General features: G+C 62.9%; 9 protein-coding genes and 1 tRNA gene. 3 read left to right on the top strand and 7 right to left on the bottom strand.

Annotated elements, in window-relative coordinates; translation table 11 throughout:
• Window positions 1-53: 53 nt before the first annotated feature.
• The gene (locus tag AT984_RS23785; protein ID WP_257721159.1) at window positions 54-188 is read right to left on the bottom strand and encodes a hypothetical protein; all 135 of its coding nucleotides are present in this window, start codon (window positions 186-188) and stop codon (window positions 54-56) included.
• A gap of 81 nt (window positions 189-269) precedes the next feature.
• Window positions 270-413: a hypothetical protein gene (locus tag AT984_RS22985; protein ID WP_156422014.1), complete on the bottom strand. Its 144-nt coding sequence runs from the start codon at window positions 411-413 to the stop codon at window positions 270-272.
• A 439-nt stretch (window positions 414-852) separates the two neighbouring features.
• On the opposite strand from AT984_RS22985, the gene AT984_RS23555 reads away from it, so the two are divergent.
• Window positions 853-1,032 carry a type II toxin-antitoxin system RelE/ParE family toxin gene (locus tag AT984_RS23555; protein ID WP_231741418.1) on the top strand — a complete coding sequence of 60 codons (180 nt, stop codon included), beginning with the start codon at window positions 853-855 and terminating at the stop codon, window positions 1,030-1,032.
• 79 nt (window positions 1,033-1,111) lie between these two features.
• Window positions 1,112-1,357, top strand: coding sequence for a type II toxin-antitoxin system CcdA family antitoxin (locus AT984_RS12805; RefSeq protein WP_058722306.1), 246 nt, complete (start codon window positions 1,112-1,114; stop codon window positions 1,355-1,357).
• Window positions 1,358-1,386: 29 nt separating this feature from the next.
• On the opposite strand, the gene AT984_RS12800 is transcribed toward AT984_RS12805, so the two are convergent.
• The 3 genes from AT984_RS12800 to AT984_RS12785 form a co-directional block, all read right to left on the bottom strand.
• On the bottom strand, window positions 1,387-3,408 hold the full coding sequence (locus AT984_RS12800; protein ID WP_156422013.1) for a site-specific integrase: 2,022 nt from the start codon (window positions 3,406-3,408) through the stop codon (window positions 1,387-1,389).
• A gap of 82 nt (window positions 3,409-3,490) precedes the next feature.
• A tRNA-Gly gene (locus AT984_RS12790) sits at window positions 3,491-3,564 on the bottom strand.
• 12 nt (window positions 3,565-3,576) lie between these two features.
• Window positions 3,577-4,446 (bottom strand): dioxygenase family protein, encoded by an 870-nt coding sequence (locus tag AT984_RS12785; protein WP_058720419.1) that lies wholly within the window; start codon window positions 4,444-4,446, stop codon window positions 3,577-3,579.
• A gap of 129 nt (window positions 4,447-4,575) precedes the next feature.
• On the opposite strand from AT984_RS12785, the gene AT984_RS12780 reads away from it, so the two are divergent.
• Window positions 4,576-7,167 carry an ABC transporter permease gene (locus AT984_RS12780; RefSeq protein WP_082680000.1) on the top strand — a complete coding sequence of 864 codons (2,592 nt, stop codon included), beginning with the start codon at window positions 4,576-4,578 and terminating at the stop codon, window positions 7,165-7,167.
• 59 nt (window positions 7,168-7,226) lie between these two features.
• On the opposite strand, the gene AT984_RS23845 is transcribed toward AT984_RS12780, so the two are convergent.
• Entirely contained in the window at window positions 7,227-9,284 is a 2,058-nt protein-coding gene (locus AT984_RS23845; RefSeq protein WP_058720418.1) for a methyl-accepting chemotaxis protein, read from the bottom strand.
• 61 nt (window positions 9,285-9,345) lie between these two features.
• On the bottom strand, window positions 9,346-11,535 hold the full coding sequence (locus AT984_RS12770) for a methyl-accepting chemotaxis protein (protein WP_231741417.1): 2,190 nt from the start codon (window positions 11,533-11,535) through the stop codon (window positions 9,346-9,348).
• Between the last annotated feature and the right edge of the window lie 24 nt (window positions 11,536-11,559).

Raw genomic sequence — 11,559 nt, 5'->3', positions numbered from 1 at the left:
TGTTCGGAACGGACGGCCTGATAGGGCCGGTCAGCGCACCTTCCCGGCCTCTATCACTCGCCCTTGATGAGCCGGTCTTGCTCTTCGGGCGTCAGCCCGGGCTTGGCGGCGATGCTGATGCCCCAAACGGCGATGCCGATGACCGCCACAAAAACGACCAGCAGAGGGATGGCTTGAGTCCAGGTCATGTCGTTCCCATTTGTCGTGCGAAAGCAGGTGTTGAGCTATGCGCAAGGTGATGGCCGGAATGGCGGCGGGCCTTGATAGGGTCAACCTCGCTGCTTGCCTTTGACCAACTCGTCTTGCTCTTCGGGCGTCAGCCCGGGCTTGGCGGAAATCTTGAACGCCCAGGCGGTGATACCGATCACCACGAAGAAGACGGCCAACAGAGGGATGACTTCAGTCCAGGTCATTTCGTATTCCCTTTGCCCAGCGAGTCCTGGATTTAGAGTAGCACGAGCGCTGTGACCGTCAAGTCGCTTCCATTGCCCTGGCGCGGCCAGGCCCAATGCAATCTGTCTGAGACGTGTAGCCTAGGCACGGCCTCACCCAGGTTGGCCGACCAAACGACTTCACGGTCCAAAGCATGAAAGCGCGGAGCGTCACAACACATCACACGTTGACTCAGCGTGAGTCAAGTTATCACACGTTGATGCAAGGTGGGTCATGCTGATCCAAGGTGCCTCACGGTGCCTCAAGTTGACTCAGCGTGAGTTAACTTATCACACGTTGATGCAAGGTGGGTCATGTTGTCCCCGCCGCCGAAGAAGACCTAGAACGGCTCTTTGACTGGCGCAGTCGGCAGATGAGTTCGACCATGCGAAATCCACGATTGATGCCATCAGGACGACCGTGAAGCACCAGCTGGCGGTCACTCCGTACAGCTTTCGCAAGGCTGGCCAGAACTCGGCACAGCGAGAGCTAATCATCCCCTTCGGCAGCGCCGGCTACGTGGCGCTGTATGAGATAGTCAATGCCTCAACGGTCATCATTTTGGCGTTGCGCCACCAGCGCGAAGAGGGCTGTCACTGACCGCGCCGCATTGCGCTACGGCCGCCGAGAAAGTTGCTTTTGACAAACCGTGGACGCCAGCTTCGACACTGAGGTCATCATGAAGGATCAAGACATTAGCGCACCATCCCGTCGGACAACCAAGATCAACATCAGCGCTGCCCTAGTCGCTCGGGCAAAGGAGATGGGCGTCAACGTCTCTCAAGCTGCTGAGCAGGGAGTCGAAGATGCTGTTGCGAAGCGCATGGGTGAGCGTTGGCTCGAAGAAAACCAAGAGGCCTTGATCAGCTCGAATGCCTTCGTTGAAGCGCACGGCTTGCCCCTCGCCAAGTACAGGCCATTTTGACGGCCGGCCCCGGCAAAGCCGCTTGCTCATCAAGTGGGTCGCTTCACCCCAGACCTTCTCGACTTCTTGAGCGTCAGCGCATCGGATACGGCTTGCAGCCCGTCGGTGATCGAGAACTTATTGACCCCATCAGGTAGGCCAAAGTTTAGCGCCCCGAGGTGCTCAGCCAGTTGATCGATGCGGCGGCCCTTGTCGTATCGACTTTCGTTTTCCGCCTTCCCGAAGCTGTGCCCCATCAACTGTGACTTGACGATAGATGGGATGTCGGCGTCGCCGAGCGTGGTTGAGAAGTTGTGGCGGAAGGAGTGGAAGGTCTTGCGCCCATCGCGCTTTATCCCGAGCTGCTTGCCAAGAAACCGCTCGTTGAACCAACTGCCGGCATGCTTGCCATAGCCCTTGGTCTTGTCGTGCTGAAGCTCGGGGAAGAGGCGTGCATGCCCGGCCTTGCGCAGGGCCTGCACGTAGTCGATGAACCCCAGCTCTATCAGCCTTGGGTGGATCGGCACTTGGCGGACGGCATTGATGGTCTTCAGCGACTTGTCCTGGCCGCTGGCACCTTGAGCGTCTGCACCATCCTTGTCAGCATTGACCTTGTCTTCGCCGTCCAAGTTGAAGTCCAGGTAGTTCACCCCTGACGGCGAGCAACAAATGTCAGCCAGGTAGAGCTGCGCCAGTTCGTTGAGGCGGCCGCCAGCCAGTAGACCCAAGAGCGGGAGCCAGTAGTAATACGGCCGGTAGGCGTAGTAGAGCCCCTCCTTGGTCTTTGTCCCGACACCCTTGGCAAACCACTCGACGGAGAAGATGAGCTTCAGATCATCCGGGCTGAGTTGGTCGCGGTCCTGCGACGCCTTGCTTCGCTTGCCCCCTAACGAACTAAACACCTCGCTGCCTAGCTTGAGTGCGGGGTTGGCGGTCAGGCAGGTCTGTGTCACGGCCCAGGTGAAGATTTCGCCAAAGCCATCCACGAGCTTTTCGATCGCTTGCGTGGACAGCCTTGGCAGCTGGTGCTGCTCGGCAAGCTCGATCAGTTCGGTGAACGTGGTCTCGGGGCGCTTGAACCGTCGGCGCACATGCTGCCGACCATCCGGCAACTTGCGCAGCTTCTCGACCACGTGCCAGAGTGCCCCCCGGTCGATGTCTTTGAGTGGCAGGTTGCCCATCAGCTCAAGCAAGATGGCGCATCGGTCGCTGTTGGTGTGCAGGGTGTTCGGCTTCCACTTGCCGCGATTGCGGTCAATGTAGATCGAGAGAACATCGGCCAAGGGGACGTGGGCATGCCTAGCGTGGGCCAGGCCGTGATAGGGCGTATCAGCTGGCGCTGGTGCCCGTGGTGGGGCTGCCTCGGCCAACATCTCCGGCGTGATTCGGGAGGCTAGCCAGCTTCTCAGTTGCTCAACATCGGCCTTGTTCACCATCAACTGATCGACAGATATGGCGCGTCCGGGAATCTCGACCACAAAGCCACTGGTCCGCGATTGGGGCAGCATGAAGCAGCTCACATCCACGGGTTGTCGAGCTGCCTGGTTGATGGCTAGCACCTCTTCGGCAAATCTCAATTGCAAATGGCGGGGCGACAACTTGGACCGCCGGCCATGTTTAGCCAGCTCACTATCGCAGAGGTCCACGCCGACAAATCCGGTCTCGTCATGCTCGTGATAGAGCTGGTCCATGTCGTCCACGAGCCAGCCATCCCAGTCGTCGCGGTAAACGTAGAACCCAGCGCTCCTCGCGAGGAGGTGCGTAATGACTTCGCCGTGAGTGGCACCGAGCAGGGTGGCCGCGTGATCCACCAGGATGTAGCCCTCGCCAAGGAGGTCGAGGCTCCCCGCCTCAATTTTTTTCAGATCCATGCGAGCGTATTTGTCCTGTGCTGCGTGCCAACGCCCGACGATTTCGGCAGCGACGATCTTGGCCTGCCGGGGATCGCGGCAGCCTGTCGATCGATGAACTTCTTTGTGACCTACCGCAGCCTGGAGCCAGGCGGGGACGTAAAGACGCACAACATGGACACCGCTGACCTTGCGGCGCTGGAGGTTTGACGATCGTGCCATCGGGCCACACTTTCGTAGTGGACCTGCGGGCGACGAGAGATTCTGGCAAATCTCCAAGTCATATCAATGACTTACGCAACTATGGAGCGGGTGATGGGAATCGAACCCACGTGATCTGCTTGGGAAGCAGGAGTTCTACCATTGAACTACACCCGCGTATGGCGCGGATTATAGGGTGGCTGCGCCGGGATCTTGCAGGGCTTGGGCCAATTGCAGTGCTGCGGGGCCGAAGGCGTAGGCATCCATGGCCAGGCTGCCGAAGGTGAGGCTTTCGTGGATGCGTACGGCCGGGCTGTTGCGCCCGCCTGCACCGGCGGGCACGAACCAAGGCAGCAGATGCTCGTCCGTGGGGTGCATGGCGACAGCGTGCGGGGCTTGGCGGCGGTAGTCCAACAAGGCGGGCCAATCGGCCGCCGCTGCGCGGGCTTGCAGCCAAGCACGGAACTCTGCCGAGGCTTGGATTTCGGGTGCATCGATGGCGGGCGGCTGACCTTGGCCGAACACCAGGCGCAGATTGTGGGTGATGCTGCCGCTGCCCATGATCAGCACGCCTTGTTCAGCCAAAGGGGCCAGCATTTCACCCAAGGTGAATTGCTGTGCGGGGCTTTGCGAAGGCACAAAGGCCAGTGGCAGCACCGGCACATCGGCCGCGGGATACATGTAGCGCAAGGGTGTCCAGATGCCGTGGTCAAGGCCGCCCTGGGGGAGGCTGAGCAGAGGCAGGCCGGCTTGCGCGGCCAGGGCTTGCACTTGGGCGGCGAGCTCAGTGGCCCCTGGGGCGTCGTAGCGCAAAGTGTTGAGTTTGGGGTCGAAGCCACCAAAGTCGTACACCGCATGATGCTTGGCCCCAGCCAGCAGTACCGGCTGACGCGCCAAGCTGTGGGCCGAGATGGCCAGAATGGCACGCGGCCGGCCGAATTTGGCATCTAGCGTGCGCCCCAGGTCCTGCATGAAGGCGCCGGCTTCGCGGGGCTCCAGCGCCGTCATGGGTGAACCGTGCGATATGAAGAGGGGAGGGAAGTGGCTGGTGTTTGGCATGGTGCTTGTATTGGACGCTCACTTCTGTCCGCATAGTGAGCAATGCGCTGAACACGCCATTCAGCGCATTTGTATGGTCATGGTGCGCTTGGGCGTGGGCTGTTGCGCAGAGTCGCTACAGTTCCGGCTATGAGCAAAATCGATGCCGTCCTGTTGCCCTTGACACCAACGGTTCACCGCCCCGCGCCGCCCAAGCCACCCAGTGTGGTGGTATTGGCTTGGCGGCAGTTGTGGCGTGACTGGCGCGCGGGGGAGTTGCGGCTGTTGATGGTGGCGGTGTTTCTGGCTGTCGCAGCGCTGTGTGCGGTGGCCTTTTTGTCCGAGCGCATGGATGGGGGCCTGCGTCGTGATGCCGCGCAATTGCTCGGCGGTGATGCGGTGCTGGTCAGTGATCAGGCCACGCCAGCGCCTTTGTCTGAACTGGCCCGCAGCCTGGGGCTGCAACACACCACGCTGATCAACTTCCCGAGCATGGCGCGCGCGCCTGAGGCCCAGGGTGGTGGCAGCCGGCTGGTGGCGGTCAAGGCCGTTGGCACGGCCTACCCCTTGCGCGGCAAGCTGCTGCTCGCCGATGGGAGGCAGGTGGGGGCGCCCCAGCCGGGTGAGGTTTGGGTCGATGCGCAGCTGCTGGACTCTCTGGGCCTGGCCGTGGGCGGCCGCGTGTTGGTGGGCGACAGCAGCTTGCGCATCGCCGGCGTGATCGCCAATGAGCCTGATCGCGGGGCGGGCTTTCTGAACTTCGCGCCCCGCCTGATGCTGGCCGATCAAGACTTGGCCGCTACCGGCCTGATTCAGCCGGCCAGCCGGGTTTCCTATCGACTGGCCGTCGCCAGTGTGAGTGGCGAACCCCAAGCCTTGCCGCGCTTTGTGAAGCAGGCCACGGCCTTCATTGAGCAATCCGGCTGGCGCGGCCTGCGCCTGGACTCGCTGGAAACCGGGCGGCCCGAGATGCGCCAGACACTGGACCGCGCCACCAAGTTCTTGAAGCTGGTGGCCATGCTGTCAGCCTTGCTGGCGGCCGTGGCGGTGGCCCTGGCGGCGCGCGACTTTGCCAGCCGTCATCTTGATGATTGCGCCATGCTGCGCGTGCTGGGTCAGCCGCAGCGCCGCATCGCCTTGGCCTATGGCCTGGAGTTTGGCGCTGCTGGCTTGGTGGCCAGCATTGGCGGTGTGTTGGCGGGATTGGCCCTGCATCTGGTGTTTGTGAATTTGCTGTCGGGCCTGTTCAGCGTCAGCCTGCCGCCGCCCACGCTGTGGCCGGCCCTGCTGGGCCTGGCTTTGGGCCTGAGCTTGCTGATGGGCTTTGGCCTGCCTCCGGTGCTGCAATTGGCGGCGGTGCCGGCGCTGCGGGTGATTCGGCGTGATCTGGGCGCCGTCAAGGCCGGCTCGGTGCTGGCGCTGGTGGCCGGGGTGCTGGGTTTTGCGGCGATCTTGCTGGCGCTGGCGGGCGACTGGCAACTCGGCCTCGGTGCCGCAGCAGGATTCGCCCTGGCCGTTGGCTTGTTTGCGCTGCTGGCCTGGGCCGCGGTGCTTTTGCTGCGCCGCCTGGTGCCGCTGGCTGCGCAGGGGCGTGGCGCGCCGCGCTGGCTGCTGCTGGCTACCCGACAGGTGGCTGCGCGGCCGGGCCTGGTGGTGGTGCAGGTCGCGTCCTTGGCCGTGGGGCTGCTGGCCTTGGCGCTGTTGGTGTTGTTGCGCACCGACCTGATCGACAGCTGGCGCGCGGCCACGCCCAAGAATGCGCCGGATCGTTTCGTCATCAATATCCAGCCTGATCAGGGCGCGGCTTTGCGCGCCCAGCTCAAGCAAAGCGGCGTGCAGCACTACGACTGGTACCCGATGATTCGCGGCCGTTTGCTGAGCATCAATGGCCAGGAGATCAAACCGCAGTCCTTCAAGGACGAACGCGCTCAACGCTTGGTGGACCGGGAGTTCAACCTCAGCCACGCCGACCATCTGCCCGAGCAGAACCTCATCTCGCGCGGCAACTGGGTCAATGACGAGGCGGAAGGCTTGAGTGTGGAAGACGGGCTGGCCCAAACCCTGGGCTTGAAGCTGGGCGACCAGCTGAAGTTTGATGTGGCCGGGGTGGCGGTGGGCGGGCGCATCACCAGCTTGCGCAAAGTTGATTGGTCATCGATGCGGGTGAACTTCTTCGTGCTGTTCCCGCGCGCGGCTATGCCCGATTTGCCCAGCACTTTTGTCACGGCATATCGGGCGCCGACGGCAGCTGCTGGCGTGGCCTTGGATCGCCAGCTCAGCCAGCAGTTTCCGAACCTGACGGTGGTGGATGTGTCCGCCCAGCTGAACCAGGTGCAGGCGGTCTTGGACCAGGTCATTCGCGCGGTGGAGTTGCTGTTTGGCTTCACCTTGGCCACCGGCTTAGTGGTGTTGCTGGCCTCGGTCAGTAGCACCCGTGAGCAACGCACCCGGGAATTCGCCCTGATGCGGGCCCTGGGCGCCAGCGGCCAGTTGCTGCGCCAAGTCCAGCGCGCCGAGTTGCTGGGTGTGGGCGCCTTGGCGGGCTTGTTGGCCGGCGCGGTGGCGGTGGGCCTGGGCGCGCTGCTGGCCCATTTTGTGTTCGGCTTTGAGTGGCGCCTGAATGCCTGGGTGCCCTTAGCCAGCCTCGTCAGTGGCGCCGTGCTGGCGCAACTGGCGGGTTGGTGGAGCTTGCGCGGGGTGCTGCAGCGGCCGGTGATGCAGTCGCTGCGGGAAGCCGCCTGACTGTTCGTTCTGAAGTCTGAAGCGCGGGGCTGGCGATTCGAGCAGCCCCGCGGAGCAGCTTAGAACGATTCCCAATCGCCTTCGGTGGAGGCGCTGGCCTTGCTGGCGCGCGGTGCAGGTGCGGGGGCCGGGGCCTCAACTGCCGGGGCTGGACTTGCTGCTGGGGGGCGCGCCACGGGCTTGCTTGCCGAAGGCGCCGGGGCTTTGCTGCTGGCGGCCTTGAAGCTGTGCGGTTTGGCATGCGCAGCAGAGGCCGCGCTGGACATGGGCTTGTGCGCAGGGGCCGCTGAATGGGCGTGATGGCCCCGTTCGTCTTCGCCCAGGCGGAACACCGAGACCACCTCGGTCAGGCGGCGTGCCTGGTCCTTCAGGCTCTCGGCCGCGGCGGCGGATTCTTCCACCAAGGCGGCATTCTGCTGGGTCATTTGGTCGAGGTGAACCACGGCGCTATTGACCTGCCCGATACCGTCACTCTGCTCGCTGGAGGCGGCCGTGATCTCGCCGATGATGTCGCTGACCCGCTGCACGCTGGAGACGATATCGCTCATTGAGGCGCCTGCTGCCGCCACCAGCCTTGAGCCGACCTCGACCCGGTCCACGCTGGCACCGATCAGGGTCTTAATCTCCTTGGCGGCTTCAGCGCTGCGCTGAGCCAGCGAGCGAACTTCCGATGCCACCACCGCAAATCCTCGCCCTTGTTCACCGGCGCGAGCGGCTTCCACGGCCGCATTCAGGGCCAGGATATTGGTCTGGAAGGCGATGCCATCGATGACGCCGATGATGTCGTTGATTTTCTTAGAGCTGTTGTTGATCTCGTCCATGGTGGTGACCACCTGGTTGACCACATCGCCACCCTTGGCTGCCGCAGAGGAGGCCGAGGAGGCCAGCTGATTGGCGGTCAGCGCGGCATCGGCCGTCTGACGCACCGTGCCGGTGAGTTCCTCCATCGAGGAGGCGGCTTCCTCCAGATTGGCCGCCGTTTGCTCGGTGCGCTGCGACAGGTCTTGCGCGCCGATGGCAATCTCGGTGGAAGCGGTGGTGATGGAATTGCTGGCGGAGCGAACGTCCAACAGGATTCGCTGAATTTTCTCGGCGAAGAGATTGAAGGAGGCCGCAATTCTGGAAATCTCATCGCGGCCGTTCTCGGGCAGGCGCTGTGTCAGGTCACCGCCGCCGGCGCTGATTTCATCCAAAGCGGCGCGCACGCCGTCCAGGCTGCGCAGCATGGCGGCGATCACCGTCGTCATTAGCGCACCGGCCAACACCATCACGACCAGCAGCACCAATACCGCCGCCCGCAGCAAGGAACTCAAAGAGGCCAGGGCCTCGCTCTTATTGGCGGCGGCGACCAGCACCCAATCGGTATTGGGAATGGCTTCACCGCGCAGCAGATAGTCCTGGTCGCCAATCTTGGCTTCGACCCAGGGTGCGCTCGTATCTTGCAGTTGCTTGACCGCCTTGCTGTCCAGTTGCCCCGAGAGCTCAGACGCAGGCTTGAGCGACAACTTGGCATCCGGATGGGCAATGATGGTGCCCTTGTTGGAAACCAGGAAGGCGAAGCCGTTTTCGGTCGGCTTGATCGCCTTGACGGTGCCGACCACTGCATCCAGGAACACATCGGAGGCCAACACGGCCTTGGTCTGGCCACCATCTTTAACGCCGAGGGCAAAGGTCACCACCAATTGCTGGCGGGCTGCATCCATATAGGGTTCGGTCAGCACAGTGCCGCTGGCCGAGGCGGCGGCGGTGTACCAGGGGCGGCCGGTGGGGTCATAGCCCGGCGGCAGGTTTTGAGGAGAATTGAAAAGGATGCGCTTGTCAGCGAAGCCGATGTAGGCGGCCTCCAGCTTGCCCGACTTGGCGGCCTGTACAAGAAAGGGCACCGGCTCTGCCACATCAGCAGCAGGCACCAGGGCGCTGACGATGTTGCGCTGGTTCTGCACCCATTCATTGATGACCGCGGCCCGTCCGGCGACCAGCGCATTGAGGCTGCTCAGCACTTTGCTGTGCGTGTGGTCGCGCACGATCACATAGTTGGCGGCAGTGGCGACAAATAGCGTCAGCACCACTACGCTAATGCTCAGGCCTATCAAGCGGGTCTTGATGGAGTCAAACATCGTCTATCTCCTAAAAAACGATTTGCTTGCTTGGCGCCTGTTGAGCAGCGCCGGAACCGGTTTAGAAACTCTCCCAGTCGCCTTCCTGGCCCGCGGGCGGGCTGCTGGCTGCGGGTTTGGGTGCAGGGCGGGCGGGGGCTGCAGCTGGAGCTTGCCGCGCGGGTGCCGGCTTAGCGCCAGAACTGGCCGCGGCATTTGACTTCAGCGCTGGTTTGGCGCCGGCCGCTCCCATCGGCTTGGCCGTGCCACTGGGCTTGAAGCTCGCTGGCGCGGCATGGGGTTTGGGTGCGGGGCTGGGCTTGGGCGCCGGGGCGGCATGGGACGGCTCTTCAGCGGACAGTCGGAACACCGAAACGGCCTCAACCAATCGATGCGCCTGATCGCGCAAGCTCTCAGCCGCCGCGGCCGACTCTTCCACCAGCGCGGCGTTCTGCTGCGTCATCTGGTCAAGTGCCAGCACCGAATGGCTGATCTGCGTCAGGCCGTCGCTCTGGTCCGCCGAGGTGGCGGTGATCTCGCCAATCACGTCTTGCACGCGTTGCACGCTGCTGACAATGTCTTGCATGGAGGTACCGGCTTCCTGTACCAAGCGGGAGCCGGCCTCAACCCGGTCGACACTGGCGCCGATCAGGGTTTTGATTTCTTTGGCTGCCTCGGCGCTGCGCTGGGCCAGTGAGCGCACCTCGCTCGCCACCACGGCGAAGCCACGGCCCTGTTCACCCGCGCGGGCTGCCTCCACAGCGGCATTCAGCGCCAGGATATTGGTTTGAAAGGCGATGCCGTCGATCACGCCAATGATGTCGTTGATCTTGCGCGAGCTGGTGTTGATGTCTTCCATGGTGGCCACAACTTGGCCCACCACGCCGCCGCCCTTGGCCGCGGCTGCGGCTGCGTTGGTGACCAGTTGGTTGGCAGCGCGGGCCGACTCTGCGGTTTGCTTGACCGTGCCTGTCAGCTCGTTCATGGAGCTGGACGCCACTTGCAGGCTGCCGGCGGTTTGCTCGGTGCGTTGGCTGAGGTCGAGATTGCCGGTGGCGATCTCCTTGCTGGCGGTGCCGATGGAATCGACCGACTGACGCACCACGCCGATGGTGGCGGCCAGGCGCTGACGCATGGCCTCGGTTTGCTGGATCAGCTCGCCGATTTCATCATCGCGCTTGCTGCTCACAGCGTGAGACAAATCACCCTGTGCAATCGCGCCAACGGCGCTGGTCAACTCGCGCATGGGCCGGGCCACCCAATTCCGCATCATCCAGAATAGGCCCATCCCCAGGCCGACGGTGGTCAGGGCCAGCATGATCCAGAAGGGCACCATGGTGGCCCAGTGCGAGGCCATGGCTTCGCTGCGGGAAATCTGGGCAATCACCCAGTAGCCGGTCTTGTCGCTTTTGCGGATGACGGCGAAGTTGTCATCGCGTGGGGATTCCAGCACCTTGGGGGCGTCGGCGAGATAGCCTTCCTTTTGCTCGCGGAACTCGGCCAAGGTTTTCTCGAAGCCGGGGAAGACCTCCTGCACCTTCTTGCCTTTGGCAGTCGGATGGGAGACAAAAAAGGAGTCGGCCGGCTCTGGCTTCAAAGCCACCAAGTAGATGCCGCCGCTGTCAAAGAACTTGGCGTTGGCAGCCATATTGTTCATGGCGGCCTCGAAGGCGTCGAGCTCAAAGCCAACGAACAGCAAGCCAATCAACTTGCCGGCATCGCTCTTGATCGGCTCGTAGTGAGTCATATAGGGCCGGCCAAACAGCACAGCACGACCCGAAAATGATTTGCCGGCGCTGACCGACGCGTAGGCGGGGTGTTGCTTGCCCAAGAGGGTACCGATGACGCGCTCACCCTTGGCGTTTTTCAGCGAGGTGGTGATGCGTTCAAAGTCATCACCCTTGGCCGCGAAGACCGTGGCCACGCCGCCGGTACTGCCGGCGAATTTATCGACTTGGGTGGTGTTGCCGTTGAGCTTGGGACCCCAGTCGCGCAAGTCGCCGGTAGCTTCGTCGAGAGTGAAGCTGGGGCCGAACTCTTGGCGGAAGGAGCCGAAGTTGCGCTCCACCAGCACGCGAGATGTGTCGTCCATGGCGTGCATGGCTTCGACGACCGACTGTGCCTTGTCGCCTGCCCAGCTGACCACACGCTCGTGCGCGACACGAGTCAGCAAGACGCTGAGCGCACCGCTGACGGTCAGCAAGACCGCCGCCAAGACCAGCACGCCGGTCATGGATACGCGGCGAGCAATTGAACTGTGACCCTTGACCATGACAGCCCCTCTACTAGACATGAA

Source organism: Paucibacter sp. KCTC 42545, from assembly GCF_001477625.1.
GTDB lineage: Bacteria > Pseudomonadota > Gammaproteobacteria > Burkholderiales > Burkholderiaceae_C > Paucibacter_A.
This window is presented reverse-complemented; position numbering and strand designations above follow the sequence as displayed.

Bases quoted from the DNA above. Each gene is read 5' to 3' on its own strand.
- AT984_RS23785 (WP_257721159.1), bottom strand. From the start codon at position 188: ATGACCTGGACTCAAGCCATCCCTCTGCTGGTCGTTTTTGTGGCGGTC.
- AT984_RS22985 (WP_156422014.1), bottom strand. From the start codon at position 413: ATGACCTGGACTGAAGTCATCCCTCTGTTGGCCGTCTTCTTCGTGGTG.
- AT984_RS12805 (WP_058722306.1), top strand. From the start codon at position 1,112: ATGAAGGATCAAGACATTAGCGCACCATCCCGTCGGACAACCAAGATC.
- AT984_RS12800 (WP_156422013.1), bottom strand. From the start codon at position 3,408: ATGGCACGATCGTCAAACCTCCAGCGCCGCAAGGTCAGCGGTGTCCAT.
- AT984_RS12785 (WP_058720419.1), bottom strand. From the start codon at position 4,446: ATGCCAAACACCAGCCACTTCCCTCCCCTCTTCATATCGCACGGTTCA.
- AT984_RS12780 (WP_082680000.1), top strand. From the start codon at position 4,576: ATGAGCAAAATCGATGCCGTCCTGTTGCCCTTGACACCAACGGTTCAC.
- AT984_RS23845 (WP_058720418.1), bottom strand. From the start codon at position 9,284: ATGTTTGACTCCATCAAGACCCGCTTGATAGGCCTGAGCATTAGCGTA.
- AT984_RS12770 (WP_231741417.1), bottom strand. From the start codon at position 11,535: ATGGTCAAGGGTCACAGTTCAATTGCTCGCCGCGTATCCATGACCGGC.